The following is a 26,572-nucleotide window of genomic DNA, read 5'->3' on the forward strand; positions in this document are numbered from 1 at the left end:
AGGTCTGCCGTGTCCAACTTGCTGAATTATTTACTATTTTTTGTGAAACAAAGCCTTAACTTTAGGAGCGTATGGAGGCGCAAAGAAGGCCAAATAGATCAATAAAGCACCCAGGATCAAAGCTAGGGGCACGCCACTTGGAGCCAGGAACGCATGGATAAAGAAAATATTCAAAACGATCGGCGCCATGATGACCAAGCAAAGTGGCACAAACCAGCCAATCAGAATCAAAAGCCCGCACACGGTTTCCGTGATTTTAAGTAGCGGCATGAAATAAACGGAAGCCATGATACCTTGGAAATAAGTCAACATTGCCGGAGGCATGCCTTCAACTGGTGGAGGTGGCATAAGGCCCATCTGTTGTGCAAGGCCTGCAACTCCCGAAAGAAAGAAGATCAAACCGAAAAGAATGCGCGCGATCATTGGTAGTTTAGCTTTCATGATGAATACCCCTTTTAAATATTGGAGCTTATCTTCAATTTAGTATCAACCAAGAATTATGTCGGCTACTCTTTTCCCTATGAATATACAAAGAATCCAATATCTAGTTTCGATGGCCCTCATTCCATTGCTGGCGGTGGCATGTTTTGTTTTTAGCTTTTCATCAGCGCTTGCATTGGTTCTGGGGTTGGTCGCGGCTGTCACGGTTGGTAATCCCTATATCTCCAAAACACGTAAGTTGACGTCGAATCTTTTAAGCATCGCCGTTGTAGGTTTGGGGGCGGGAATGGATTTGAATGTGGTTGGTCGAGTCGGAGCGCAAGGTGTGGGTTATACAGTCCTGGGTATTTCGTTGACTCTGATCATTGGTTACTTCTTGGGTAAAGTTTTAAAAACTGAGCGCGATACTTCGATTTTGATTTCCGCAGGAACAGCGATTTGTGGAGGCAGTGCCATCGCTGCAGTTTCCTCTTCCATCAAAGCGAAGCCTCATGAAATTTCAGTTTCATTGGGTGTGGTGTTCATGCTGAATGCCTTGGCATTGATTGTTTTCCCATTTGTGGGTCATCACTTTAGTTTGACTGAAGGTCAATTCGGTCTGTGGAGTGCGCTGGCGATTCATGACACGAGTTCTGTTGTGGGGGCGTCCATGCAATATGGTGCTCACGCTTTGGAAGTGGGAACAACAGTGAAACTGGCAAGAGCATTGTGGATTGTTCCAGTGACGTTGTTTTTTGGATACTTGGTTTCACGCAAGCAAGAATCTACGGCGGGCAAAACAAAATTTCCCTGGTTTATTCTTGGGTTTTTATTAGCAGCAGCTTTGGTTACTTGGATCCCTCAGCTTCAGGGAGCAGGAAAAGTCGTTAACGAACTTGCCAAAAAACTTTTAGTGGTCACGTTGTTCCTGATCGGCGCGAATTTGACTCGCGACACATTACGCAGTGTCGGCGTGCGACCATTGATCCAAGGTGTTTTACTATGGGTTATTGTTGGCGGACTGACATTAACGGCAATTTTAGCGGGCTGGATCGGGCTCGCGTAATCCTCGAAAGCAAAGGAATATCCATGGCATTCAAATCAGCAGTTACGTTAAGAGATGGCACCCACATGCCTCAATTGGGCTTCGGCGTTTGGCAAGTGCCGGATGATGGTGCCGAGGCAGCCGTCAGTGAAGCTTTCAAAGTTGGTTACCGTTCGATTGATACTGCAGCCATTTATCGCAACGAAACGGGGGTAGGTCAGGCAATTAAAAACAGTGGACTTGCCCGCAACGAGATATTCATCACCACAAAACTTTGGAATGACGATCAAGGATATGACAAATCGATGAAAGCGATTGATTCGAGTTTGAAAAAGCTGGGAATCGAACAAGTTGATTTGTATTTGGTGCATTGGCCTTCTCCCCATCGTGGTCTTTATCTTGAAACGTGGAAAGCCATGGTGGAGATTAAGAAACAGGGTAAGGCAAAATCAATCGGTGTATCTAACTTCATGCCCGAGCATCTGACTCGTATTATCGATGCGACGGGGGAAATTCCAGTCCTCAATCAAATTGAACTTCATCCAAAATTCCAACAAAAGAATTTGCGTGAGTTCCATCAAAAACACGGCATCTTCACTGAATGCTGGAGTCCCTTGGGTCAAGGTAAGCTTTTAGATGATTCCCATCTGAAAGAAATCGCGGCAAAACATGGCAAGTCCACAGCACAGGTTATTTTGCGCTGGCATTTGCAGAATAATTTTATCGTGATTCCAAAATCCGTGACACCTTCACGCATTAAAGAAAACTTTGATGTCTCTGATTTCAAATTAAGTGCCGACGATATGGCTAAGATAGAGAAAATGGACAGCAAAGACGGTCGCATAGGGCCAAACCCAATGACGGCAGAGTTCTAAATTTATTCGCGAAAATAGTCATAGCGATCCTCTTGGGAAAGATCGCGGTAAAGGGCGGCCCTGCGCCGCTCTTGCAATCGATAATCTATAAAGTTCCAATACACAACTTGATAGACCCCAAAGACCACAACCCCCGCAGCAGTCATTAAAACCATTTGTTGATGCGACTCCCAGACATATACTGCCGAAAACAATAGCAACGGATGGACCACAAAAAGAAGCGCGTGTAGCCACATCTCCATTGCGGAACAAAACTTACGATGAACCCATTCGTCCTTGGTTATGAAGACGCAGGAAAATATCGCCATCGAATAGTAAATGGTTTCATTGGTGACGTTTTTCGGTGCAAGTCCAATGAATAGTAGACATGACAGTACAGTTGCCGTGTCTAAGGGGTGTCCTATTCTTTCCCAGCGGGGTAATCCTCGTTTGTGATGAAAAAAGACCTCATCCACAAAAATCAGAATCCCTTGTAAGACAGTCAGAACCAGGAAGGCACTCATAACTTCTCCATCAGTCCTCCGCAAACAGTCAGTCCGGGTCCGAATGCGTAACTAATGATCTGAGTGCCCGATGGCACGTTGTCGTCATGAAGAATGGATTCCCACAAGTGGGGGAGAGTCGCCGAAGACATGTTGCCCCGTCTATGCAAAAGTCGCCGACTGGCTTCAACTTGCGAGTCTTTTAATTCTAAATGATGCGCAACTTGATCAATAATTTTTGGTCCACCAGGATGAACAGCGAAGAGTGCATTTTTTTGAAGTTTAGAAAGATCATAGCCGCGCGTTTTCAACCAGCGTTCGGTGAATTCGCGAATCTTTGTTCCCACCATCGAGGGAACGTCTTTCGAAAGAGTCATTTTCATTCCCCAATCAGAAACCATCCACTCCATCGCATCAGCGGTATCAGGAATTATTTCTTCATAAAGCGAAAGAATTTTGAAACCCGCGTCCGGTTGAGCGTGACTCATGCGGTACGCGATACAACCATCAGCGAACAGGCTTTGAATTACCATCTGTTCCAGCGACGATTCTTCGGGATTTAAATGCAGACTGCATAATTCGGTGTGAACCAAATCTACGCTGCGCTTTTCCCCTAAGATAGATTCATTCGCTAAAAATCCCGCTGCCATTCTTAACGCCGGAAAAGCTCCATAGCAGCCCATGTGATAGGAATGCGTGACGGTGACGGGTTTTGGAGACTTTAGGGCAATAAGCTGTGCGGCGCTCGGCGAGACATATCCCGTGCAACTGACGTGAATCATATCGTCCGGATAAGCCCGGGTATCATAAATCTGTTTGAACAGATCTTGCACGATCTTGTGATAGTACTCGTGGCGATGGTGCATGCTGACGCCACGCTTGCTTACGGGAATTGGATAAATTTTATTTTGAGACCAATCGTGCTCGCCGACATCAGGTACGAAAAAATATCTCTGCTGAATTTGTTGAGACGAACAACCCACCCGATGGAGCATTTTTAAATACTCTTCCTTCGTGTGGGATTGTTCATTTTGTGCAAGATGATGAGCTGTCGAAAGCCAATCAAGACTGGCATCCTGGGAAACCTGATATGGAGGCTCAATGGAGTGAAACTTTCCTAGATACATGACTCCATGCTAAGGGCCCGCGTACACCTCTTGTAGATCCAGTGTGAACATACACCGGGAGGCTAACAATTCTTAAGAATCAAGAGCCTCATCTGTGTGATACTTCTTCATGCCTATAAGCATGAGCAATCCCGGAATTGCAATCAAGGCGCAGGCATAAAAGAAATTTGCCCAACCCAATTGCTTAACTAAATCACCTGTGAAGCCCGAGAAGAAAGTTCTTCCCAAAGTCGCAACACTTGAAAGAATCGCGTACTGCGTCGCTGTGTATTTCTTGTTGCTAAGTGCGGCCATGAAAGCCACGAAGGCAGCGGTTGCCATACCTGTGCTGATATCTTCAAACACGATCACCGCTGCAAAAGGCACCAATGCATTGCCGGTAAATGTGAGAACAGCGAAAGCTGCAGTGGAGATTGCTTGTAATATTCCAAAGACCCATAGACTGCGATAAATGCCGATGTAGTAAATTGCGATACCGCCAAAAAACAATCCCACTAGCGACGAAGCGGTTCCGAAGACTTTTGCCACCAATCCAATGTCGGCGTTCGTGAAGCCCATTTGCACATAGAAAGGCTGCAGCAAAGCTCCGGCAAGGGCGTCACCGAGTTTAAACAGTAACACAAACAAAAGAATATACGCGGCCCCTGGTCTTCTTAAGAACTCTGCAAAGGGCTCAACTGCGGCCTGATACAATGATTTCGGGGGAGGGGAATCCAGTTTTGGCTCTGGTGCAAAGAATGTCGTTAAAAGTCCGATACCCATTATCGCAGCCATCAGGAAATACAACTGCCCCCAGGTAATTGGCCAGAACTCGTTGCCGACCATACCGATACCCAACCCACCCGATACCAGCATCGCAATTCTGTATCCGTAGATATTAAGTGAGGATCCCAAGCCCAATTCTTGGTTTGTCAGAATCTCGCGGCGATAAGCATCAATCGCAATATCTTGAGTGGCACTAAAGAAAGCAATCAACACGGCCATGATCGCCATCAAGCTTAAGTTATTCATGGGACTTAAAGTTCCCAGGAATAACAACGATGCCATGATCGCAACCTGTGTTGCCATCATCCAGCTGCGACGACGACCTACTTTAAATAAAGTATAGCGATCCAACAGGGGCGACCATAAAAACTTCAAAGAGTAAGACAGTCCCACCCAGCTAAAATAACCGATAGTGCTGATATCAACTTGCTCGCGGGCCAACCACGTTTTTAAAGTCCCGCCGGTCAAAGCCAGCGGCAAGCCGCTGGCGAAACCCAAAAACAGGATGATAAGCATGTGTTTGCTAAATAAGTCTTTAAGGATGTTTTTCTTAGCTGCCATTACTGTGATGTCTTTCTTTGTATTACTTAGTCAGGTTCTTAAGTCTTTTGCGCATCGTCCACAACAGGTGACTGATGTAAGGTCTGCGGCTTTCTCCGGTAGTAACCATCAAAAGTTTTGTGATCTTTAAATTGACGGAATCGGTGTAAAGCAAGATCAGCATTTCATAAATAAAGTTGGTATTTAACGTCACGTGATTATCCGTGCCCACACCCAACTGCACACCTTTTTTCTCCCACCACGAGAACGGGTGGTCCTTATAATCCTCGAATTTTCCAGTGAGTTTGTTGTTTGAAGAGGGAAGTGAAACTAACGTGACACCTTTTTGAATCATGCGATTTAAAACGTCATGTTGATAGTGTTCAACTTCGCGGGCAGTATGGAACTTCGCTTTGACCAACAGAACTTTTTCCGCGTCGTCTAAACGCTCGCCCTTTAAAAGTTTTTCCAGGACGTGGCGGTTGTCAGCCCAATCAAGTTCCGTTAACTCACGGTATAAAGGATCTTTTTCAGTGAAGCCCTTGCCATCATTATTGCGCTTAATGAAATCCTGATACAGGCGGTGGAAGTATTTATTGGGATTAATTCCTAAACTGATTCCGTGCTCAAGTGTATCGATGTGCCAGATGTTCATGGCATTATCCACAGCTTGAATACCTTTTTTCAATGTGTGCCAGGTTTCCCCATGATGCGAGCGGATTTTAAAACCACGATACTGCAGTTTTCTAAACCCCATCTTCATTTCATTGAAGTGTTCTTTACGGTAAAGTTCACGCTCGTCACCCACCGTATCAGCATCCGTCATCACTTTTTGTAAGAAAGGATATTTATCCAACATCTGAACCAGCTCGTCGATCTGGGACATGAAATGTTCTTTTCGGGTTTTAAAGTTTTCCGCGTCAAAGTGATTGGCTTCCTTACGGAAGGAAGGGGATAGGATAAAGCGGAACTCACTGTGCTCATCCTGGAATTTTTTAAAACCGTCGTACAACCCTAGAACAACATCCTCGGGCGTGACGTCGTCAATACCTGGAATTTGTTCTGATGAGCTGGAAGTCGAACGCGACAAGGAAAACTTAAGTCGAATAGAACCGACGTTAAAATTTTTCCAAAGGTCACTTGCCAGATGATATGCGGCTTCCGCATGGACTTCGCGATTCAAAAAAATCAATTTGGGAAGATATAGAATTTTAAGGTAACGGGCGAAGCCTTCGTTTTCCTGCAGACGAATCAGTTTATCGACGTCCTCAACACTGCGAATTGGTAATGCCTGGGGACCGTAAACTTCAGAAATCTTTTGTTCATAGATCGCTTTGTCAGGACCTTCCAAAAGTTTTTTCAAACGGGGATATATGAAATCTGCAGAAATCGCACCGGTCAGATGAATGTGCTCTTCGTGATACTTAAGTGGAAAATTTTTAAAGAAGTCAAACAAGGCTGCCGAAATCGGATGCTTCAGCAAAGTCGTGATCGTGATTTCATTAATTTGAAAGCGGTTCAAAAGATTGCGGAAGTCCGCGACCAATTTATAAGCTTCGGGATTTTTGTCATTTAAATCAGATGAAAGCAATAAATCCAATGTATCGGATAATGAAATCCCATTGGTTTCACTGATGATAGTAGTCAGAGCTGCGACCAGCTGATTGTGAATGTCCTTATTCACGCAAGCCCCCTTTGTAAAAGGTTAGCTGGGAATAAGGACGATGTACACGACTATCCCGTTTTTAGGATAAGGTAGGGTGCCCAGTCAGGCGGAACGTGATCGGCACTAATTTCCAACTGTAAAGTTGGTAGCCAATTCGGTGCACGCGGTTCTGTCAGCAAAGGCATATTCGCAGTTCTTGGAGTGCGATTTGCTTTTCTTTGGTTGCATTCGCGGCAGGCTGAAACAACGTTAGTCCAATTTTTCGGTCCATTATGAGAGGCGGGTACGACGTGATCAAGAGTGAGCTGTTTGGCGTTGAGTTTTTCGCCACAGTATTGGCAGGTATAGTTATCGCGGATATAAACGTTTTCTCGACAGAAGCGGACGGCATGGCTTCCCCTCGGTTTTACGTATGATTTAAGTCTCAATACGCTGGGGAGCTGAAACCTTCGCTGAAAAGACCGGGCGAAAGTCTGGTGATACTCAAGTATCTCCACTTTGTCCTGAAACCACAATATTAAGGCCTTTTGCCAACTTACAACCCGCATGGGTTCGTAGCTTGAGTTAAGCAGTAAGGACCTCAGTGAGGTCATGTGCTGCATGTATCCCCCGTTCTGGTGCGTTCCTATACTCAAGTATATCTAATATTGAGCCGGAAATTCAAGCTCTACGCCAATTGTGTCGCAGATGAGGGCTTTTATATTGCCAAAAGGCTAGGAAAAGTGGGATACGGACGTATCAAATAAGGAGACTCATTATGAGAAGAGTATTGGCATTTAACTACGTTCTAAAAGGCCCAGATGGTCAAATCCTTGATAAATCTGAAAAGGGTCATCCATTGCCATACCTTGAAGGTGCAGGACAAATCCTTCCTAAACTTGAAGAAGAAATTAAAGACATGAAAGAAGGCGACAAGAAAAATGTTAAGCTTGCCGCTAAAGATGGTTACGGAGAAATCCGCGACAACATGTTCATGGATGTTCCTAAAGAAGAACTAGCACACCTTCCACAATTGGAAATCGGTGCACACCTTCGTTTGGAATTGGGCGAAGGACAACACATCGTTCGCGTAACAAAAATTTCTGACTCTCACGTTACTCTAGATGGCAACCATCCTTTGGCTGGCCAAAATCTTGAGTTTGATATTGAAATGGCGTTGATCAGACCAGCCACGCCAGAAGAAGAACAACACGGCCATCCACATGGACTACACGGCGACGCCGGCCACCACCACTAAGAGTTGGTGAAAACGGCCCGACTGCTGCGTTGTCGGGCCATCTCCTCGCTCCGACGTGCCTGGAGCACGCCTGCGCTGTGGGGATGACCCTCCGCCTTGCATTCGGACCCTTTTGACCAACTCTACTTCTGCGACGTTTGTTGGGGAGGGGAGTTGGTCTTTTAGTTTTGGGAATTTGAACTTCAATTTTCGATTGTCGACTTTTCGATTTTCGAAAAAATTTCGGAGAAATTTTTTATGCCTTCGTTTGATATTGTTTCTGAGTTGAATCTTCAGGAAGTGGATAATGGGATTAATCAGGCTCGTAAAGAGGTTGAGGGTCGTTATGACTTTAAGGGGAGTAAAGCTGAGATTGGTTGGGACAAAGATAAAAAAGAAATTAGTTTGTCTGCCGAAGATGAATATAAAATCGAACAAATGGGCAGTATCCTTCAGACGAAATTGCATCGTCGTGGAGTAGATATCAAAGCTACTAAGTTCGATAAAATTGAACCTGTTGGGGGAAGAATGCTCCGCCAGAAGGTCACTTTACAGCAAGGTATTGACCGCGAAGTTGCTAAGGAAATTATTAAGGCGATTAAAGATGCTAAACTTAAAGTTCAGCCTCAAATTGCGGATGATAAAGTTAAAGTGACTGGAAAAAGTATAGATGAATTACAAGAGTGTATTGCTCTAATACGCTCTGGTAGTTACGCAGTTCCATTGCAGTTTAATAATATGAGATCCTAAAATTGGGCTTGCACGGAAATTGGGCTATGCTAGCCTTAATCTAGTTTACCCAAGTTTCCCGTGTGAGTATCGATTTTAAGTTGTTCGAAGGCTTCCTCGGGTTTTTAAAAACGACCACAGGAGGTCTTTCGTGGCTAAGAAGTTATACGTAGGCAATTTGCCTTACTCTGTAGACGATGAAACTCTACACAATCATTTTGCACAATTCGGTGCAGTTGATTCCGCAAAAGTTATCATGGATCGCGAAACAGGTCGCTCTAAAGGCTTCGGCTTTGTTGAGATGACTGATGATACTGCAGCTGATGCAGCTATCGAAAAAGGCAATGGCATTGAAATGAACGGCCGTGCTTTGAATGTTTCTGAGGCTCGTCCTCAAGCTCCTCGTGAGGGTGGTCCTCGTCGTGGTGGCTTCAACAACAACAACCGTGGTAACGGTGGTGGCGGTCGTCGCGAGTACGGTAATCGCTAATTGATTTGATCACTATTGTTAATAGTAATTTAGAGCCCTGAGGAAAACTCCTTGGGGCTTTTTCGTTCTGGTCTTGAACAAAGTTCCGTAAAGATGTCTGATAGTTCTCTATGAGAACTCTAATTATCACGTTTCTGCTTTTATTCTCGTCGCTTTCGTTCGCTCAAAAAAAACTAATCGTCTTAGGTGACTCTATCACTGAGGGCTACGGTGTTTCTAAGGAAGCGGCCTATCCGGCTTTGCTTGAAAAGAAGTTGCATGATGCTGGCAAGAAAGAATGGTCCATCATCAATGCCGGTGTCAGCGGCTCGACGACGGCTTCCGGAATTTCGCGCATGAAGTGGCTGTTTAAATCAAAACCTGATGTCGTTTTTTTGGCTTTGGGAGCAAACGATGGTTTGCGTGGATTAAAAGTTGAAGAGAGTCAGAAAAATCTGGCCACCGCGATCGAATATGCCCAGAAAGAAAAAGTCGAAGTGATTTTGGGTGGACTTTATATGCCACCTAATTACGGCGCGGATTACACGTCGAAGTTTAAAAAGATGTACGAGGATTTGGCTAAGAAATACAAACTGACATTTATTCCGTTCATTCTGGATAAAGTTGCTGGAAATCCGAAATATAATCTCGCTGATGGCATTCATCCCAACGAGGAAGGCCATAAAATTATCGCAGACACGATCTTTAATGCGTTGAAAGGCAAATTATGAGCTTAACCCTGAACGACATCCGTAAAAGTTTTCATCAAGGCGATGCTGAAGTCGCAGTCCTAAAAGGGTTGAACGTCACGATCGAACCAGGACAGATAGTTTCCATCGTTGGGCAGTCGGGAAGTGGTAAATCGACTTTGCTTTCTATTCTGGCTGGCCTGGAACGCGCAGACCATGGGGAAATTCTTGTGGATAAGGTGAATTTATCTCCGATGACGGAGCAACAGCTAACTTTGTTTCGCGCGCAGAATATTTCCATCGTGTTTCAGCAGTATCATTTGATTGCGCATTTAACGGCTTTGGAAAATGTGGCTCTTGCTTTGGAAATTTTGAAAATGGAAAATCCAAAACAAAGAGCCGAAGAGGCTCTGCGTGAGCTGGGATTGGGACATCGCCTGGATCATTTCCCCAGCCAGCTGAGCGGTGGAGAATGCCAGCGCGTTGCGATTGCCCGGGCCCTGGTGGTGAAGCCACGTATTTTGCTGGCCGATGAACCAAGTGGAAATCTGGATACGCATACGGGAGATAAAGTGATGGATGTGTTTTTCGAAGTTGTTCGTAAGCACAAAATCACGACTATTCTGGTTACTCACAGTGAAACCTTGGCTCGCCGTTGTCAGCGCATTCTTCGTTTGGAAGAAGGCGTATTAAAGGATCAGTAAAATGATTTTTCGTCTGGCCGTAAGAGAGCTGATTCGCAGCTGGCGATTTGGTTTGTTTTTTATTTTCAATTTAAGTCTGGGGCTGACTGGATTTGTGTCGCTGCAGGCATTCAACGTCACCTTACAAGATGAACTTGCAAGAAATGCTAAAAACATTTTATCAGCGGATCTATCTGTTTCAGCCCGCAGAGAACTGACCGAAGCAGAGCAATCTGCCATGAAGTCGGTTTTGCCGCCCGGAACGGAAACGGGTCGCATTTATGAATTCTTTGCGATGATGAGTTCATCCAAAGGTTCACGACTGGTGATGGTGAAAGCCATCGACAGCAGTTATCCTTTTTATGGTGCATTGGAGATGCACAGTGGAAAAAGGATCGGTCCAGGCAGTGAAAAGGAAATTTTAGGTTCCCACAAAGTCTGGATTTATCCAGAACTTCAACAGCAGATGAATCTGCAAACTGGCGATCGTATACAGATCGGAAAACTTGATTTAGAGATTTCCGACGTTGTTGACCGTGATGAAACGCAGACATTTCGTATGGCTTCGCTTGCACCACGAGTTTACGTCGATTTGAAACTTCTGCCAGAATCTGGATTGATTCAGTTCGGAAGTACTTTCACTCAAGCTTACCAATTTAGATTTCCGTCCGGGACTGATGAAAATAAAGTTAAGGAAAATATCTTTCAAAAACTTCCAGACCCGGCGATATCAGTGGACACTCCTACTTCCGCCGGTGAAGACTCTGGCCGCCAGCTAGGGTACTTGTCTGATTATTTGGGATTAGTCGCGATCATCGCGCTTTTTATGTCAGCATTAGGTGCGGCGTATATCTATCGAATGTTCCTGTACAGCCGTATGAAAGAGATCGCGATTCTGCGAACTCTTGGTTTGCAAAGTATCCAGGCGGTTGGCGTTTATGTTCTTCAAGCCTCGCTTTTGGGGTTACTTGCCACCTTGCCGACAGTTGCTTTCAGTGAAATCGTATTGCCAGTCCTTACTAAAGTTTTAGGAAGCTTCACTCCGTTTGACTTAAAGCCATCGGTCACCATGGAAGCCTGGGGCCTTTGCCTGTTGATGGCGGTTCTGGGAAGCTTTGTCGTCAGTCTTCCGTTCCTAATGAAGATCTATGACTTAAAGGCTGCAAAACTATTTAGTGAAGAAAAATTTGCGGTGAATGAAGGTAAGTTCCGTGTTTGGCCGTTTATTCCTGCGATCCTGGTATTCTATGGACTGTCCGTGCATCAGGCACACTCCTGGAAGATCGGCTCTGCTTTTGCTGGATCTTTGGTTGCGACAATTGCGATTTTGCTGGTGGCTGGATACTTCGTTCTGAAATTTGCAGGAACTCTTAAGAATCTTCGTCAGTGGACAATGAAGTTCAGCTTCCTGGGGCTGTCCCGTCGTGCGGGCGCAAGTCTGGCTGTATTCGTGGCGTTGGGTTTGGGTGCTTTGCTGATCAATATCCTTCCTCAGCTTAAGAACTCTTTGCAATCTGACTTGCAGGTTGATCAAAAGACAAGTCTGCCTTCTTTGTTCATGTTTGATATTCAAGATGAACAAGTTACGGGCATTCAAAAAGTTTTGGCCGACAATGAAATTAAGACTCTTTCTTTGGCGCCAATGGTGCGCGCCCGGGTTTTGAAAGTAAATGGCGTCGATTATGAACGAAAAATCGAAGGCCAAGGATTTAAAACCCGCGAAGAAGAACGCGAAGCCCGTTTCCGCAATCGCGGAATGAATTTGTCTTATCGTGATCATTTGTCAGACAGCGAAGAAATCATCGAAGGCCGCCCAATGGCTGCGATGTTTGATCCAGAAAAACAAAAGATTGCCGAACTTTCCGTGGAAGAAAGATTTGCGGATCGAATGAACTTTAAACTTGGCGACAAAATAATCTTTGACGTGCAAGGTGTGGAAGTCGAAGGCGAGATCGTGAACTTCCGTAAAGTGAAATGGACGACCTTTCAGCCGAATTTCTTTGTCTTGGTTCAGAATGGGGTTTTGAACGATGCTCCTAAAACATTTATCTCGGCATTACCCGCTGTAAGCGCTGAAAAAAGAGCTGCCCTTCAAGATGAGCTCGCTAAAAAGTTTGCGAACGTTTCCGTAATCGATGTCGTGCGAACGGTGGATGACGCACTTAAGACAGCAGACAAAATGAGTTGGTCGTTGGAGCTTATGGCATACCTGGCTTTGTTCACCGGATATATTGTGCTCTTTTCTATCGTGCGCAGTCAGATCAAGCTTCGCCGGTGGGAAATGAACATGCTGAAAATCCTGGGAGCAAGTCACCGCGAAGTGGCGGGCTTTATTCTGACGGAGTTCGCGTTTCTTGCCTTCGTTAGCTCATTCTTGGGGTCTTTCCTTAGTGTTGGTGTCAGTTATGGATTAAACCGGATCATTTTTGAGGGCGGATTTCAGTTTTCTCTGACTCAACCACTGCTTTCTGTGGCGATAATTACTGCCTTAAGCTTATTGATCTCTTTCCTTGCCAGCGCAGATATTGTAAAAGAAAGTGCTTTAAGTATTCTACGCGAGGAAAAGTAATTCATGATGTCGAACAACGAGGCTTTAAAAAAAGCTCAACAGATCCTTGAAGAAGGGGGAGTCATCGGACTTCCCACGGAGACTGTTTACGGTTTGGCCGCTCGTATCGACATTCCCTCTGCGATTGAAAAGATCTTTACCACCAAAGAGCGTCCTTTCTTTGATCCTTTGATCGTGCACGTGTCGTCGATCGAAATGGCTAAAAAGGTGACGGCTTATTGGGGACCTGCTTCTCAGGCTTTGGCTGAGGTTTTCTGGCCGGGGCCTTTGACGCTGATTTTGCCTAAGGATAACTCTATCAATTCTATGATCACTTCAGGCTTAGAGTCTGTGGGGATTCGTATGCCCAACCATCCTTTGGCTTTGGCACTGATTCAGGAAGTGAATGTCCCCCTGGCGGCGCCAAGTGCGAACAAGTTCGGTCGTACTTCTCCGACATCAGCGACTCACGTACGTGTTGAGTTTAAAAACGAAAACGTTTTTGTGATGGATGGTGGGGATTGCCAGATCGGTATCGAATCCACGGTTTTGTTGGTTCGTCATCGCCCGGAAAAGGTTGAGCTTTCGATTCTTCGCCGCGGGCATATTTTGAAATCTGATTTGGAAAAAGTGCTTCAGGGAAAGGGCTTTACGTTTGAGTTTATCGAACAAGTCGATAAGCGCGAATCCCCGGGCCATATGAAACACCATTACATGCCGCCGATCCCGTTGATCGTAAGCACCGACGCCCAGCGCCCAGTGGATGATATTCTTAAAGAAGTGAATCAAAAACTATCTTTGCTGCCGGATGAAATCGAAAGCATCAAGATCATTAAACCCCAAAATGGAATTGCGAAAGCTGAAATTTTAAAACTTTCCCAGGATCCGTTGCTGGCGACGCGCGAATTTTACGGAAAGCTTCGCGAAGCAGCTCAAAATGGTGCTGACTGCATCTTGTTTTACAAAGAATCACATCAAGTGGGCGAGCGTTGGGAATCCCTCTTTGACCGTCTGAACAAAGCCGCATCTTTGGTCCTGTAAGCACCTTCGTCCAAACAGAATCCTAAAGATCCTCTGTTCTTCTTCTGACAATGTTAAGACAAATAGTTCGTTAAGCTGTTCTTGGATTCAACGGAGGAGTTCAAGATGTTTACGGCACTTCAATCCTTTTATCAGCTACGCACTCACAAACTTCACAAGTTCAAATCTAAAGTTAATATCAATGTGGAAGTTGGACCGTTTGTCCTAAAAACCGTAACCGACACGGAAGAGCTTCGGGAAGCTTTAAGCCTGCGCTGGGAAGTCTTTCACTCTGAAATGCTGGGCAAAAAACCGGGTCGCCTGGATATCGATGCCTATGACTATGATTGCGATCACTTGATTATCAAAGAAAAGCGCTCAGGGAAAATCATCGGGACTTATCGTATCCGCTGCTCTCTTCATACAAATAACTTTTACTCTGCCAACGAATTCAATATCGAAACCTTGTTGCAACAGCCGGGAGTTAAAATTGAATTGGGCCGTGCTTGCATCGAAAAAGAATTTCGCAGGGGTGCGGTGATCTCGATGCTTTGGCGCGGGATTGCAGAATACATGAATGCGACGGATGCAAAGATCTTGTTCGGTTGCGCCACGGTGATGACGGAAAATCCAGAAGAAGCCGCGTTGTTGCAGGCGTACTTTGAAAATGAAGGCCGCGTGGCTGAAGCTTTCAAAGTTCAGCCCACTGCAGACTATTCCATGCCGGAAATTAGAAAGGCTAAAGCTCAGTATCAAGACTCTCTTACGGAGACTCAAAGGGAGACGGCTGAAGCTTTGATGCCACCGTTGTGTCGCGCTTACTTGAAGGCTGGCGCGTTCATCGGTGGTGAGCCTGCCTGGGATCGTGATTTCCGTTGTGTGGATTTCTTGACGATCCTTCAGCGCGAAGATTTGAACAGCACGCTGTGGAAGCGTTTTAAGATGGGGTCTTAACCAACTTTAGTTTAGCTAAAGATCCGAGGATCCCTGCGATATGAAACGTGACTTGACGGTTTTGCCGGTTAACACCTTATAATAGACAACGTGGAATCTATTACGTCGACAATTCGTGGTCTTATTAAAGCCGTATTCTTTTTGTTCTATTTGAGCGTGTACGTTATCACGTCGCTATTCATTGCTGCCACAACTCGTGATCGCAGTAAACGTCGTCGCAGATTCTCTGCCAACGCCAGCCGTTATTGCGGTTTGATCGCGCGCAATGCTTTAGGAATTAAACTGACAGTCATTAACAAGCCCGCTGCGAAACATGCGGGAAGTTTGTTAGTCGCAAATCACATGGGCTTTGTGGATATCCTTTTACTAGCGGGTATCGAGCCAATGTCTTTTATTACTTCCAATGAAATGCGTGAAACTCCATTGCTGGGGCCTGTCACCGAGCTTGCGGGTTGTTTCTATGTTGAGCGTCGCAGTCGCACTAAAATCCTAAGTGAGATGAAGCGCCTGGCGGAGTCTTTGAAAGACGGACTGAATATCGTTCTGTATCCCGAGGCGACTTCGACTAATGGAGAAAAAGTTTTACCTTTTAAACGTACTTTGATGATGGCCGCAGCAGAGGCAGGGGTTCCTGTTCAGCCGGTGGTTATTAATTTTAGAAGTATCAATGGTGAGGCTTTCAATACCAAATGGCGCGATGCTGTTTGCTGGTATGGTGATGCCACTTTCGTGGAGTACTTCTGGAAGACCTTGCGTTTAAAGTCCGTTACTGCCGAAATTGAATACCTGGAAATCCTGCACGCCAAGCCCGAAGACGAGCGTGGCGCTTTGGCTGATAAGGCGCACGCCATGATTTCAGCGAAGTTTGTGCCGGTTCAGCAGGTCCCTCCTGCTGCAGAGCAATTCCCTACGGACCTTGAGACAGACCCCACTTGACGTCCTGATTTCGATATGTAAATAATGTGTAAATGAAGAAGATTATCCATGTGGATATGGACTGCTTTTACGCAGCCGTCGAGGTGAAATACAATCCGGAGCTTAAGGGGAAACCTTTGGGTATCGGGGGGCCTCCCAATACTCGCAGTGTTCTTTGTACTGCAAGTTACGAGGCTCGTAAGTTTGGCGTGCGCTCAGCAATGCCATCCTCACAAGCTGTGCGTTTGTGCCCACAGTTGATTTTGATTCCTCCACACTTCGATCTTTATAAAGAGGAAAGCCGTAAGGTGCGGGAGATCTTCGAGCGCTTCACCAAGAAAATTGAACCATTGTCTTTGGATGAGGCCTATCTTGATGTCACAGATTGCAAAGAGTTCGGTGGCAGCGCCACTCTGATCGCGCAAGAAATTCGTCGTCTGATCTATACAGAACTTAATCTCACAGCCTCGGCCGGTATTGCTCCGAATAAGTTCTTGGCGAAAATTGCCAGTGACTGGAAAAAACCTAACGGACAATTCGTGGTTCGTCCTCAGGATATCGAGGGCTTCGTGAAAGAACTTCCGGTGGAAAAAATTTTCGGCGTGGGTAAAGTCACAGCTCAGAAAATGCACGACGTGGGACTTCACACTTTAGGTGATGTCCAAAAGTATTCTGTGCCAGAGCTTCATCGCTGGTTTGGATCCCGAGCTCAGGATTTATACGACTATGCTCGCGGAATCGATAACCGTGAAGTTATCACGGAATGGGAGCGCAAATCCCTGACCGTCGAAGAGACATACAATAAGGACCTTATGACCTTTGAAGAATGCAAAGCCCGCATTCCAGGTTTGTATGAAGACTTTATGGAGCGCTTGGAGCGCGGTCAGTATCAGGACCGAGTCAAAGGCATGGTCGTAAAGCTTAAATTCTTTGATTTCAAATCCACCACTCACGAAGAAGTGGTTCATACACTGCCCACACAAGAGGATTTTGAACGCCTGCTGGATAAAGCTTGGCATCGTCGGGCAGTCGCGGTTCGTCTGATTGGTTTGGGAGTTCGCCTGGGCTCTGAAAAAAAGAAGGATGAGTCAATTCACTCATCCCAACTTAAATTCGCTATTTAATATTAATGCGATATTGTTGTGTTCTGTGGGCGTGGCTCAAATTCTTCAGCTAACTTTTCTTTTTGTATGCTGATGACCGTCGTATTTATCACGGTGTACTTTGGTGAGCTCTTCGCCTTTATTAAATTTTATTATCATCCACAGTGCTCCAATGATTGCTACCATGGTGATTATCACTACTGAGAGGCTGATCATATAACCTCCTCTATTCATGAACTCATTATGGCACAGATAATTGCGAAGATACTCGCTTAGGGATCAAAGGCTAGTAGGTACGGACACACTTTTGGTGGCAGCACTACGCCAGCCTGTGTCCGTACTTTTTAGAAAACTTTTTTCCATTCGTCTTCTTTGAAGCCGACCAGGGCCACGTCATCGCTTAATACGAAGGGACGCTTTACCAGTTTGCCGTTTTCAGACAAGAGTTTGATCGCTTCAGCTTCTGTCATGGAAGGAAGCTTGTCAGAAAGCTTCATTTCTTTGTAAACCAAACCGGAAGTATTGAAGAGATTTTTCAAGCTGCCGCCGCGTTCTTTCAAAGCGGCGAGCATTTTCTTAAGTTCCGTTTGTGATGGAGCTTTCTCGACGATCGGAAGTTTTTGGTATGATACTTTTTTGCTATCCAAAAACTTCAGCGCTTTTACACATGTCGAGCATTTCGCGTATTCGTAAACCTTAAGCATTTGATTTCACCAACCAGCCGCACATTTTATACAGAATACGGGCGCCCACATTGCCGTCCCACTCAACTTCATGAGGCTCCAAGCCGCCAGTGGATACTTCGTTCAAGTCAAACGCGATGATCTTGCGACCTGAGTTGTGGATTTCGCGGAACAAGAAGAAAATTTGGTCAACACTCATGCCGCCGGGAACTGGAGTTCCTGTGTGAGGGCAGAACGCTGGATCCAAACCGTCGATATCAAAAGAAATGTAAACGTTTTGCGGAAGTTCTTTCAGGATGTCCTGGCAAATTTTTTCCCAAGTTTCGCCCTTTAACATGCGACGCTTAAGTTCCAAATCATAAAATGTTTTGATGTCTGGACGAGATTCGCTGAAATCGTATTCTTCTTCACAGAAATCACGGATGCCGACTTGGACCAATTTTTTTGGTTTCTTCGCATCAGTCATCACGTTGTACATGATCGAAGCGTGAGATTGTTTAAAGCCTTGATAAGCCACGCGAAGATCGGCGTGAGCATCAATATGCAAAACACCAAAGTCGCCTTTGAACTTATCGCTCACCGCACGAATCGCCCCCAACGGAGTGGAGTGGTCGCCACCGACCATGCCCAAAAGTTTGCCTTTGTTCAAAACGTCAGAGCACTGATCGTAAACCCATTGTGACATTTTTTCGCATGCTGCGTTCACTTCAGCTGCCAATTTATCCATTTTGGCTGTGTCATCGCTCATGCTTGTGCGCATGCTGATTAATTCTTGGGCAACAGCTTTGTACTTGTCGTTTTGTTTTAGCAAATCTTCTGACAACTCGCGCATGTGGTATCCCACTTCGTAAGCTTTGCCGACTTCGATATCAAAGAGATCGATTTGCTCGCTGGCGTCACGGATAATCTGTGGACCACGAGACGCTCCCTCGCCGTATGAGGTTGTTACTTCCCAGGGAACTGGGACAAGAACGACTTTGGATTCCTCTTCTGTCATTGGGATTCCGAAGATTCCAAACTCTGCAGAAATGGTTGTCGTTGGATCAAATTTTGGTGCCGTTTTTTCTGTCTTTTCAGACATTGCTTATCTCCTTGAAAATGCGCTAGAATTTATAGCATTTAAACAATGTGTCAATCGAGCAATAACTTGATTATTTTTGGCGCATAACCCATTTTAAGCCCACTTTGGGAACTATACAATTTCCCAGCGAAATTCTTTGGAGGAAACACAATGAATATGAAGGCTCTTTTGCTGCTCATCTTGAGTTCAGCTTTGACCGCTCCCGCTTTCGCGACTGCACCAAATGCATCTGCACCACAAGGCGGAAATTTCGTTTACAACCTTGGTGGCGAACCACCTACGGTTCACCCGATCACATCAACTGACATTTATTCAAGATATGTTCAGAACTACGTGTGCGAAGGGTTGTTGTCTCGTGATTCAGAAACTTACGACTGGAAACCTCGTTTGGCTGAAAAGTGGGAAGTCTCCAAAGATAATAAAGTATTCACATTCCACTTGCGCAAGAACGCAGTCTTCCACGATGGTAAACCAGTTACTGCGGAAGACGTAAAATTCTCTTTCGACGCTATTTTCAACCCAGTATACGAAGCTGCTCACTTGCGCCCGTACTACGAAGGTTTGGCAAAAGTTGAAGTTGTAGATCCTCACACTGTGAAATTCTACGCTAAAGACTCTTACTTCAAAAACTTCGACTCTGCTGCAGAGTTGACGGTTATCCCAAAAGATATCTACAGCGATGTTAACAAATCTAAAAAAATGAACCGCGAGTTGATCTGTGCGGGTCCATACAAACTGATGAAGTTCGACCGTGGTCAAATGATCCAGTTGAAAAAATTCGACAAATGGTATGGCAACACTGATCCAGCTTTCAAGGGCTACTTCAACTTCGACACAATCACTCTTCGCTTCTTCAAAGACGAAAACGTAACTTTGGTAAGAGCTGAAAAAGGTGAGTTGGATTACATCGATCTTCGTATCGAATCATTCATGAAGAAAACTTCTGCTCCAGCTTGGGGTAAAACAATCATCAAGCACAAAGTTGCGAATGATGCTCCAAAATCTTACGGCTTCGTAGGTTGGAACCAACGTAAAGAAATTTTCCAAGACAAAAATGTTCGTATCGCTTTGGCTCACTTGTTGAACCGTGAAGAGATGAACAAAAAATTCCGTTACGGCATGTCTGATCTTGCTAACGGTGCTGTTTACATTAAGTCTGAATACAATCCAGGCAACAAAGCTATCGAGTACAACCCTAAGAAAGCTCAAGAGCTTTTGAGTAAAGCTGGCTGGACAGACGCTGATAAAAACGGTGTGCTTGAAAAAACAATGAACGGCAAAAAAGTAGAATTCAAATTCTCTCTTCTTTACGCAAATAAAGACGTTGAGAAATATTGGACTATGTACCGCGAAGATTTGAAAAAAGCCGGCATCGACATGGAATTGAAATACCTTGAGTGGAATTCATTCTTGAAATTGGTTGATGAAGGTAACTTCGACGCAGTGACTATGGGTTGGGGCGGCGGTTCCGTTGATCCAGATCCAAAACAAATCTGGCACTCTTCTAACGCGATTCCAGGTGGTTCAAACTTCATCGCTTACAAAAGCCCTGAAGTTGACAAGCTAATTGACGACGCTCGTGTTGAGCCGAACAAAGCTAAACGTGTTGCTATGCTGAAAAAAGTATACGCAAAGATCGCTGAAGACGCTCCCTACGCGTTCCTTTTCAACGATAAGTATGAATTTTATGCAAATTCATCACGTATGGGCATGCCTGCAGAGACATTCAAATACGAAGTTGGTAAAGACTACTGGTGGGTTAAACCTTAATAGTTACTTCTCGGGAGTAGGACCTTGTTCGTATACCTGATCCGTCGACTTTTTCTAATGATCCCGACTTTTTTCGGGATCACTGTTGTTACTTTTGTGCTCATCAATTTGGCTCCTGGCAGCCCTATTGAGCAAAAGCTACAAGCTATCCGTTTCGGTTCCGGAGCGGCTGGTGGTGGCGGTGGAGCATCCAGCGTAGGCGGCCGTGGCGACACGGGCGTCAACGAGGAAGTTATCGAGGCTTTGAAGAAACAGTATGGTTTCGATAAGCCTCTTCACATGCGCTACCTTATCTGGCTTAAAAATATCTCTCGCCTGGATTTCGGCGAAAGCTTCACTTATCAAGAGCCAGTTATCGATGTAATCAAAAGTAAACTTCCAGTCTCAATGATCTTTGGATTGTTCACTTTGATTCTCACTTATATTGTGTGTATTCCGCTGGGAGTTCGAAAGGCCATCAAGGCCGGGCAGGGCTTCGACAAGGTGTCGACATTGCTTCTGAACTTTACCTACGCAATTCCGCCTCTTATTCTTGGTATCGCATTGATTTACTTTGCTAGCCGTTCAAACTGGTTCCCATTAGGGGGCTTGCAGTCTGATGACTACGAATCTATGTCCACTTGGAACAGATTCTTGGATCGTGCTCACCATATGGTTCTTCCATTGATCTGTTACACGATTGGTGGTTTCACTGAGCTTTCTATCCTTATGAGAAACTCCATGCTCGACATTATTAAGTCGGACTTTGTTCGTACGGCTCGTGCAAAAGGTCTTTCTGAAAAGGTTGTCGTTTATAAACATGCTCTTAGAAATGCTTTGATCCCAATCGCTACTGGTTTGGGTGGTTTCTTGGGTGTGTTCTTGGCTGGTTCTTTGATTATCGAGCAGATGTTCAACCTTGATGGTATGGGCTTGCTTGGTTACCAATCGGTTTTGGCTCGTGATTACAATGTTATCATGGGTATTACTTTTATCTCGGCGATGCTGATGATGGTGGGTCGTATTCTGAGCGACGTCATCTACGTACTTGTTGACCCAAGGATTGATTTCAAATGATGGATCCAATTCAGAAATATCTTATTAAAAATGAGCTTACGCTTAAACGCTATAAACGCTTTAAGCGCGACCGTGTCGCTGTTATTTCCGTTTGGATCTTGCTTGCGATGTTCTTTTTCAGCTTCACTGCGGAGCTATGGGCGAACAGTCACCCTCATATTCTTCACTACAATGGTCAGACTTACTTCCCATTGTTCAAAGAATACCATCCGTCTCAACTGGGCCGCGATGATATCTATGTGATGGATTACCGCGCTCTTGAATTGAAAGAGGGCGATTGGGCCGTGTGGCCATTGATTCAATGGAATCCATACGAAAGTAACCGTACTGTGGAAACTTATCCTTCTCCTCCGACTAAGTACAACTGGTTGGGTACGGATGAATCCGGTCGTGACGTGATGACACGTCTTCTTTACGGTTTCCGTTACACGATGATTTTCGCTATCGGTGCATGGATCTTTACTTACCTTATCGGTATCACGATGGGTTCAGTAATGGGTTATGTCGGCGGGCGCGTGGACCTTGTGGGTCAGCGTATCGTAGAGGTTGTCGAATCCGTTCCTTATTTGTTCGTATTGATCACGATCATCTCGATCTTCACTCCGAACATCGTGGTATTGGCAGGTTTGACGGCGCTATTGGGTTGGACTGGTATTTCTGCTTACATGCGTGCGCAGTTCCTATCATTGCGTAAGCGTGAATACGTAGAAGCAGCAGCAGCTATCGGTGCGACTCATACTCGTATCATCTCAAGCCACATCCTTCCGAATGCTTTGACTCCGATCATTACGTTCGCACCGTTTGCTATCTCTGCAAACGTGTACGCTCTTTCGATCCTGGATTACTTGGGTCTGGGATTGGTTCCACCAACTCCTTCTTGGGGTGAGTTGATGGCGCAAGCACAAAAGTGGGCGACTATTGCCGGCTGGCTTGTATGGGGTCCATTGATCGCGATGGTTGTGACATTAACGCTTCTGAATAATATCGGTAAAGCAGTTCGCGACGCCTTCGATTCTAAAATGTAGATCCCTCCTTCGCTGAAGTTTCGGCGAACGAGTTCTGAAAATTTAAACCCGCCATAGCTTTCGCGACGGCGGGTTTTTTGTTTTTGAGACATCGTCTGTTTTAGGGGCGATGTCCAAACGTCCTTCTTCCGCCAAAGCGAGCTTCGGCTTCTGAAGTGCGGCTTACTATGAGTTGATTGGTCACATCAATCACACCATAGCAATCAATTGAAATATCTTCGGCCAAATAGCGCATTCTTCGTTCCGGCACAAATCCAGTCAGTGTCACGATGCCGTCGGTGACCTGAACGTCAATATCACGGGCGTCGATTCCCCGGTGTTGCGCCAGTACATGGGAAATCTCAGTTTGCAAAGTTTTATCATTGCGTCTGCGTCGATGTCGCTCGGGTTGGAAATCTCTTTCTGTCCAGTCTTCCTGGTTCATCTCTTTCATGCGTTTTTCAGATTCATAATCAGAGTGGGCTATAAAATCCCGTGGCAGCGGTCGATTCGCATCATGACCATATCCCGTATTAAAATCGGGGGAGGCGTAACGAAGATGTTCGCGATTGCGCTCGTAATCGTAAAAGTTTGAATCAGATTCCGAGCTGTCGCGTTCGTTGCGATTTGAGAAACGCTGTTGTTGGCGTTGAAGTTCTTCGGGGGAATATTGAATTTCTCGACGCTCTCTTTGGATGGCACGCAGTTCATTGTCGCGACGTCTGGGAGGGCGGTAATTTGAACTTTGCATCTTAAACTCCTGGTATGATTGAGTTTAGGATGGCATGAATGGCAGGGATCCCCGAATACTGAGTTGGTAATATTTCAGAATACAAATCAGGGTCGGTACTGATGGCCAGCGAAAGCTGGCCGAAAATTCAGCTTAAGGATGGCGAAGCATCTTGCAGAATACAGCAGAGGATACGTTTCCGCCTTTATCTGACGTTGTGCCGATGACGAATACGTTCTTTTTAGAAACATCACTACGATAAGAATATCGGATGTCTGTTTCATCATAGATATGCGCCAGTTGGACTTCGGTTGCAGTTTCAGTTCCTGGGCTAAGCTTTGAACCGTTTTCGGCAAAACGTTGTTTCATCTCTTGCGCTGTCATGTCTTGATAAGGATCTTCTGAATAGAAGAAATTAAACATCCCACTGATCGCGATCTGGTTTTCAGATTTTTCAAAAATGAACCCGCCGTGATGTGCATAGTTCGGATCGAACTGTGAGCTTAAATGAAAGCACTTGCCAGAATAACCCGTTAAACCTTGATTGGCGAAACCAGAAACGCCTTGGGCGTAACCCTCTACGATGTTTTGCATCGGCTCAGAGCAAACGCCACCATCACAGATGGTCGTTGGATCAACAATCGGACCGGGTGCCGGTTCTGCTTTCGCAGTTCCAGTGATAGCGCTTACGAAAATAACCAAAGAAGAAAAGATATATCTCATCATAGAAGACGGTCTCCAAAATGTGCCTTCTAAGAGCTTTTCAATCCGTTCACAGACGGTCAAAAGGTACAGCAGAGTGTTTCACCGAATTGGTATATGGTCGTGGAAAGAAGCTGGCTGTAGGGATAGGTAGAAGGCTCCAGCTGCTGCTTCGCCTTATGGAGAAAGAAAGAGAACCTTATAAGTCTAGCAAAGCAAAAAGGTACGGACACACTTTCTCCAATGCAACATTGGAGAAAGTGTGTCCGTACCTTTTGAGCATTAAAAAAGCCGATTCATTTTTGGTGAATCGGCTTTTCATTTTTAACTTTTTGAATTCAAATTACTCAGCTTCTTCTAGGTAAGTGTAGCCTGAAAGACCTTCTTCGTAGTGCTTGATCAGAAGTTTTGCTTCTTGTTTTGTGATCGAGCCTTTTTGGATAGAGTCTTCAGTGGCTTGACGAACGTTATCGACCATTTCTGATCTGCCGTACTGAACGTATGACAATACTTCAGTCACCGTGTCGCCTGGAACATAGTGATCAATTGTATAACCAACGCCATTCAAAGAGATATGAACTGCATCTGTATCGCCAAATAGATTGTGTAAGTCGCCCAAGATCTCTTGGTAAGCTCCCGTCAAGAACACGCCCAAGTAGTATTGTTCGCCATCAGTATACTTGTGCAAACGGATGGTTTCTTTCGCTTCGCCAGAATCTGTATCGATGAATTTTTCGATCACACCGTCAGAGTCGCAAGTTAAATCCGCCAAAGTCGCTTCACGCGTAGGCTCTTCGCCCAGGCGGTGAATCGGCAATACCGGGAACAACTGACCAACCGCCCAAGAATCTGGAAGAGATTGGAACAAAGAGAAGTTCGAGTAGTAAGTGTCACACAACTCTTTAGAAAGAGCGGCGATGATGTCTTCAGTGTCTGGAACTGTCTTCGCCAATTTCACCATCTTAGTAGCGATAGTGAAGTACATGGATTCACACCATGCACGTTGTTCTAAGGAAAGAACGCCGTAAGTGAAAAGCTGCAAAGTTTCATTCTTGGATTGCTCAAGGTCATTGAAGCACTCATTGATGTTATCTTTGTTCACTTTTTCATAGATGTACTGCATGTCTTGCATGATCGAAGGATCAGACTTAGTCGCCGGACGAGGTGGTTCGTTACGGTGAAGGTCATTCATACCCAATACATTGAAAACAAGCACGGAGTGATGGGCCACCAGGAAGCGACCTGACTCAGTTACGATATTTGGATGAGGAATGTTTTTTTCATCACAAAGAGTTTGAACAGTTGAAACGATGTCGTTCGCGTATTCTTGCTCAGAGTAGTTTACAGAGCTGTCAGAGTGACCGGAACCGTCATAGTCGATACCAAGACCGCCGCCGACATCCAGATACTTAAGGCCCGCGCCCATTTTATGAAGCTCTACGTAGAAGCGAATGCCTTCTTTAAGAGAAGACTTGATAGATTGGATCGCCGGAACTTGGGAGCCGATGTGATAGTGCATCAGTTCCAAGCAATCAAGCATGCCTTCAGCTTTAAGGTACTCTACGCCATCAACGATTTCAGATGCCGTCAAACCGAATTTAGAGCGAGCACCAGAAGAATCAACCCATTTACCCGCACCTTGAGTGTTCAATTTTGCGCGGAAACCGATTTTTGGACGAGTGTTGAATTTCTTCGCCACGTCCACGATCATTTTCAATTCTTCTTTACGATCCACAACGATGATTGTGTTGCGACCTAGCTTTTGCGAAAGGATTGCTGTCTCAATGTACTCAGCATCTTTAAATCCGTTACAGATGATCAACGCATTTTCAGTGTTCATCAAAGCAAGAACCACAAGAAGTTCTGGCTTAGAACCGCACTCCAGACCCATGTTGAAGTCTTTGCCGTATTTTACAATTTCTTGAACCAAGTGACGTTGTTGATTCACTTTGATCGGGTAGACGCCGTTATAGTTACCTTTGTAACCATGGTCGGCGAATGCTTTTTTAAAGCAACCGTTCAAAAGCTCAACGCGAGATTTGATGATGTCAGGGAATCTGATCATGATTGGAACGCGGATACCACGGTCCAAAAGATCTTGAGTCAATTCGTGAAGGTCAACAGAGGGGCCGTTGGCACCCATTGGAGTAATCGAAACAGTACCCGTTGAATTAATTCTGAAATAACCGTTGCCCCAGTTGTTGATACCGTAAAGCGCCGCGCTTTTTTCAGGACTCCAATTTGACATCGTAGTTGCCCTCACTTGCTTGTAAGCACTCCGGCTTGGCCGGAGTAGTTAC

General features: G+C 45.3%; 26 protein-coding genes. 15 read left to right on the plus strand and 11 right to left on the minus strand.

Annotation, left to right across the window (positions count from 1 at the left end; all coding sequences use genetic code 11):
* Positions 1-33: 33 nt before the first annotated feature.
* Positions 34-441, minus strand: a complete 408-nt coding sequence (locus HW988_RS01680) for a DoxX family membrane protein (RefSeq protein ID WP_181605952.1) — start codon at positions 439-441, stop codon at positions 34-36.
* Between the two features lie 79 nt (positions 442-520).
* Here HW988_RS01680 and HW988_RS01685 point away from each other — a divergent pair, with 79 nt between their 5' ends.
* Positions 521-1,486, plus strand: coding sequence for a YeiH family protein (locus tag HW988_RS01685; RefSeq protein ID WP_181605953.1), 966 nt, complete (start codon positions 521-523; stop codon positions 1,484-1,486).
* 23 nt (positions 1,487-1,509) lie between these two features.
* Positions 1,510-2,340 (plus strand): aldo/keto reductase, encoded by an 831-nt coding sequence (locus HW988_RS01690; RefSeq protein WP_181605954.1) that lies wholly within the window; start codon positions 1,510-1,512, stop codon positions 2,338-2,340.
* A 2-nt stretch (positions 2,341-2,342) separates the two neighbouring features.
* Here the strand turns inward: HW988_RS01690 and HW988_RS01695 are convergent, their stop codons facing one another.
* The 5 genes from HW988_RS01695 to HW988_RS19235 form a co-directional block, all read right to left on the minus strand.
* Positions 2,343-2,843: a hypothetical protein gene (locus HW988_RS01695; RefSeq protein WP_181605955.1), complete on the minus strand. Its 501-nt coding sequence runs from the start codon at positions 2,841-2,843 to the stop codon at positions 2,343-2,345.
* Positions 2,840-3,949: a 3-oxoacyl-[acyl-carrier-protein] synthase III C-terminal domain-containing protein gene (locus HW988_RS01700; RefSeq protein ID WP_181605956.1), complete on the minus strand. Its 1,110-nt coding sequence runs from the start codon at positions 3,947-3,949 to the stop codon at positions 2,840-2,842. Before HW988_RS01700 ends, HW988_RS01695 begins: the two co-directional genes overlap by 4 nt.
* 72 nt (positions 3,950-4,021) lie before the next feature.
* Positions 4,022-5,275: an AmpG family muropeptide MFS transporter gene (locus tag HW988_RS01705; RefSeq protein ID WP_220128785.1), complete on the minus strand. Its 1,254-nt coding sequence runs from the start codon at positions 5,273-5,275 to the stop codon at positions 4,022-4,024.
* A 22-nt stretch (positions 5,276-5,297) separates the two neighbouring features.
* Positions 5,298-6,938, minus strand: a complete 1,641-nt coding sequence (locus tag HW988_RS01710) for a hypothetical protein (protein WP_181605957.1) — start codon at positions 6,936-6,938, stop codon at positions 5,298-5,300.
* A 50-nt stretch (positions 6,939-6,988) separates the two neighbouring features.
* A complete protein-coding gene (locus HW988_RS19235; RefSeq protein WP_370468140.1) occupies positions 6,989-7,522 on the minus strand; it encodes an HNH endonuclease in 534 nt (177 codons plus the stop codon).
* A 155-nt stretch (positions 7,523-7,677) separates the two neighbouring features.
* Here HW988_RS19235 and HW988_RS01720 point away from each other — a divergent pair, with 155 nt between their 5' ends.
* The 10 genes from HW988_RS01720 (at position 7,678) to dinB (ending at position 17,267) form a co-directional block, all read left to right on the plus strand.
* The gene (locus tag HW988_RS01720) at positions 7,678-8,157 is read left to right on the plus strand and encodes a peptidylprolyl isomerase (protein WP_181605959.1); all 480 of its coding nucleotides are present in this window, start codon (positions 7,678-7,680) and stop codon (positions 8,155-8,157) included.
* Between the two features lie 237 nt (positions 8,158-8,394).
* Complete coding sequence (locus HW988_RS01725) at positions 8,395-8,886, plus strand: YajQ family cyclic di-GMP-binding protein (protein ID WP_181605960.1); 492 nt, start codon at positions 8,395-8,397, stop codon at positions 8,884-8,886.
* 130 nt (positions 8,887-9,016) lie between these two features.
* Positions 9,017-9,355 (plus strand): RNA-binding protein, encoded by a 339-nt coding sequence (locus HW988_RS01730; protein ID WP_181605961.1) that lies wholly within the window; start codon positions 9,017-9,019, stop codon positions 9,353-9,355.
* A 110-nt stretch (positions 9,356-9,465) separates the two neighbouring features.
* Entirely contained in the window at positions 9,466-10,065 is a 600-nt protein-coding gene (locus HW988_RS01735) for an arylesterase (protein ID WP_181605962.1), read from the plus strand.
* Positions 10,062-10,727, plus strand: a complete 666-nt coding sequence (locus HW988_RS01740) for an ABC transporter ATP-binding protein (RefSeq protein WP_181605963.1) — start codon at positions 10,062-10,064, stop codon at positions 10,725-10,727. Before HW988_RS01735 ends, HW988_RS01740 begins: the two co-directional genes overlap by 4 nt.
* 1 nt (position 10,728) lies before the next feature.
* Positions 10,729-13,275 carry an ABC transporter permease gene (locus HW988_RS01745; RefSeq protein ID WP_181605964.1) on the plus strand — a complete coding sequence of 849 codons (2,547 nt, stop codon included), beginning with the start codon at positions 10,729-10,731 and terminating at the stop codon, positions 13,273-13,275.
* Between the two features lie 3 nt (positions 13,276-13,278).
* Positions 13,279-14,295 carry an L-threonylcarbamoyladenylate synthase gene (locus HW988_RS01750; protein ID WP_181605965.1) on the plus strand — a complete coding sequence of 339 codons (1,017 nt, stop codon included), beginning with the start codon at positions 13,279-13,281 and terminating at the stop codon, positions 14,293-14,295.
* Positions 14,296-14,400: 105 nt separating this feature from the next.
* The gene (locus HW988_RS01755; protein ID WP_181605966.1) at positions 14,401-15,228 is read left to right on the plus strand and encodes a GNAT family N-acetyltransferase; all 828 of its coding nucleotides are present in this window, start codon (positions 14,401-14,403) and stop codon (positions 15,226-15,228) included.
* Positions 15,229-15,318: 90 nt separating this feature from the next.
* Entirely contained in the window at positions 15,319-16,164 is an 846-nt protein-coding gene (locus HW988_RS01760; protein ID WP_255490153.1) for a 1-acyl-sn-glycerol-3-phosphate acyltransferase, read from the plus strand.
* A gap of 32 nt (positions 16,165-16,196) precedes the next feature.
* On the plus strand, positions 16,197-17,267 hold the full coding sequence (dinB, locus tag HW988_RS01765; RefSeq protein ID WP_181605967.1) for a DNA polymerase IV: 1,071 nt from the start codon (positions 16,197-16,199) through the stop codon (positions 17,265-17,267).
* A 323-nt stretch (positions 17,268-17,590) separates the two neighbouring features.
* Here the strand turns inward: dinB and HW988_RS01775 are convergent, their stop codons facing one another.
* Together HW988_RS01775 and HW988_RS01780 are read right to left on the minus strand one after the other, a co-directional pair.
* Positions 17,591-17,950: an arsenate reductase family protein gene (locus tag HW988_RS01775; protein ID WP_181605968.1), complete on the minus strand. Its 360-nt coding sequence runs from the start codon at positions 17,948-17,950 to the stop codon at positions 17,591-17,593.
* Positions 17,943-19,010: an agmatinase family protein gene (locus HW988_RS01780; protein ID WP_181605969.1), complete on the minus strand. Its 1,068-nt coding sequence runs from the start codon at positions 19,008-19,010 to the stop codon at positions 17,943-17,945. The genes HW988_RS01775 and HW988_RS01780 overlap by 8 nt, the downstream gene beginning before the upstream one ends.
* A 150-nt stretch (positions 19,011-19,160) precedes the next feature.
* Between HW988_RS01780 and HW988_RS01785 the strand changes: the two genes are divergently transcribed.
* Genes HW988_RS01785 through HW988_RS01795 form a run of 3 tightly spaced genes read left to right on the plus strand, consistent with a single transcriptional unit; the run spans position 19,161 to position 22,861 of the window.
* Positions 19,161-20,780: a peptide-binding protein gene (locus HW988_RS01785; protein ID WP_181605970.1), complete on the plus strand. Its 1,620-nt coding sequence runs from the start codon at positions 19,161-19,163 to the stop codon at positions 20,778-20,780.
* Between the two features lie 24 nt (positions 20,781-20,804).
* The gene (locus HW988_RS01790; protein WP_181605971.1) at positions 20,805-21,836 is read left to right on the plus strand and encodes an ABC transporter permease subunit; all 1,032 of its coding nucleotides are present in this window, start codon (positions 20,805-20,807) and stop codon (positions 21,834-21,836) included.
* Positions 21,833-22,861: an ABC transporter permease subunit gene (locus HW988_RS01795; RefSeq protein WP_255490154.1), complete on the plus strand. Its 1,029-nt coding sequence runs from the start codon at positions 21,833-21,835 to the stop codon at positions 22,859-22,861. Before HW988_RS01790 ends, HW988_RS01795 begins: the two co-directional genes overlap by 4 nt.
* Before the next feature lie 100 nt (positions 22,862-22,961).
* Here the strand turns inward: HW988_RS01795 and HW988_RS01800 are convergent, their stop codons facing one another.
* The 3 genes from HW988_RS01800 to speA form a co-directional block, all read right to left on the minus strand.
* Positions 22,962-23,591: a BON domain-containing protein gene (locus HW988_RS01800; protein ID WP_181605972.1), complete on the minus strand. Its 630-nt coding sequence runs from the start codon at positions 23,589-23,591 to the stop codon at positions 22,962-22,964.
* 132 nt (positions 23,592-23,723) lie between these two features.
* On the minus strand, positions 23,724-24,296 hold the full coding sequence (locus HW988_RS01805) for a hypothetical protein (RefSeq protein ID WP_181605973.1): 573 nt from the start codon (positions 24,294-24,296) through the stop codon (positions 23,724-23,726).
* Between the two features lie 319 nt (positions 24,297-24,615).
* Positions 24,616-26,520, minus strand: coding sequence for a biosynthetic arginine decarboxylase (gene speA, locus HW988_RS01810; RefSeq protein ID WP_181605974.1), 1,905 nt, complete (start codon positions 26,518-26,520; stop codon positions 24,616-24,618).
* Positions 26,521-26,572 lie beyond the last annotated feature (52 nt).

The organism is Bdellovibrio sp. KM01 (genome assembly GCF_013752535.1).
In the GTDB taxonomy this organism is placed as follows: domain Bacteria; phylum Bdellovibrionota; class Bdellovibrionia; order Bdellovibrionales; family Bdellovibrionaceae; genus Bdellovibrio.

Excerpts from the sequence above, each read along its gene's own strand:
- HW988_RS01680 (WP_181605952.1), bottom strand. The coding sequence starts at position 441 with ATGAAAGCTAAACTACCAATGATCGCGCGCATTCTTTTCGGTTTGATC.
- HW988_RS01685 (WP_181605953.1), top strand. The coding sequence starts at position 521 with ATGAATATACAAAGAATCCAATATCTAGTTTCGATGGCCCTCATTCCA.
- HW988_RS01690 (WP_181605954.1), top strand. The coding sequence starts at position 1,510 with ATGGCATTCAAATCAGCAGTTACGTTAAGAGATGGCACCCACATGCCT.
- HW988_RS01695 (WP_181605955.1), bottom strand. The coding sequence starts at position 2,843 with ATGAGTGCCTTCCTGGTTCTGACTGTCTTACAAGGGATTCTGATTTTT.
- HW988_RS01700 (WP_181605956.1), bottom strand. The coding sequence starts at position 3,949 with ATGTATCTAGGAAAGTTTCACTCCATTGAGCCTCCATATCAGGTTTCC.
- HW988_RS01705 (WP_220128785.1), bottom strand. The coding sequence starts at position 5,275 with ATGGCAGCTAAGAAAAACATCCTTAAAGACTTATTTAGCAAACACATG.
- HW988_RS19235 (WP_370468140.1), bottom strand. The coding sequence starts at position 7,522 with ATGCAGCACATGACCTCACTGAGGTCCTTACTGCTTAACTCAAGCTAC.
- HW988_RS01720 (WP_181605959.1), top strand. The coding sequence starts at position 7,678 with ATGAGAAGAGTATTGGCATTTAACTACGTTCTAAAAGGCCCAGATGGT.
- HW988_RS01725 (WP_181605960.1), top strand. The coding sequence starts at position 8,395 with ATGCCTTCGTTTGATATTGTTTCTGAGTTGAATCTTCAGGAAGTGGAT.
- HW988_RS01735 (WP_181605962.1), top strand. The coding sequence starts at position 9,466 with ATGAGAACTCTAATTATCACGTTTCTGCTTTTATTCTCGTCGCTTTCG.
- HW988_RS01740 (WP_181605963.1), top strand. The coding sequence starts at position 10,062 with ATGAGCTTAACCCTGAACGACATCCGTAAAAGTTTTCATCAAGGCGAT.
- HW988_RS01745 (WP_181605964.1), top strand. The coding sequence starts at position 10,729 with ATGATTTTTCGTCTGGCCGTAAGAGAGCTGATTCGCAGCTGGCGATTT.
- HW988_RS01750 (WP_181605965.1), top strand. The coding sequence starts at position 13,279 with ATGATGTCGAACAACGAGGCTTTAAAAAAAGCTCAACAGATCCTTGAA.
- HW988_RS01755 (WP_181605966.1), top strand. The coding sequence starts at position 14,401 with ATGTTTACGGCACTTCAATCCTTTTATCAGCTACGCACTCACAAACTT.
- dinB (WP_181605967.1), top strand. The coding sequence starts at position 16,197 with ATGAAGAAGATTATCCATGTGGATATGGACTGCTTTTACGCAGCCGTC.
- HW988_RS01775 (WP_181605968.1), bottom strand. The coding sequence starts at position 17,950 with ATGCTTAAGGTTTACGAATACGCGAAATGCTCGACATGTGTAAAAGCG.
- HW988_RS01780 (WP_181605969.1), bottom strand. The coding sequence starts at position 19,010 with ATGTCTGAAAAGACAGAAAAAACGGCACCAAAATTTGATCCAACGACA.
- HW988_RS01785 (WP_181605970.1), top strand. The coding sequence starts at position 19,161 with ATGAATATGAAGGCTCTTTTGCTGCTCATCTTGAGTTCAGCTTTGACC.
- HW988_RS01795 (WP_255490154.1), top strand. The coding sequence starts at position 21,833 with ATGATGGATCCAATTCAGAAATATCTTATTAAAAATGAGCTTACGCTT.
- HW988_RS01800 (WP_181605972.1), bottom strand. The coding sequence starts at position 23,591 with ATGCAAAGTTCAAATTACCGCCCTCCCAGACGTCGCGACAATGAACTG.
- HW988_RS01805 (WP_181605973.1), bottom strand. The coding sequence starts at position 24,296 with ATGATGAGATATATCTTTTCTTCTTTGGTTATTTTCGTAAGCGCTATC.
- speA (WP_181605974.1), bottom strand. The coding sequence starts at position 26,520 with ATGTCAAATTGGAGTCCTGAAAAAAGCGCGGCGCTTTACGGTATCAAC.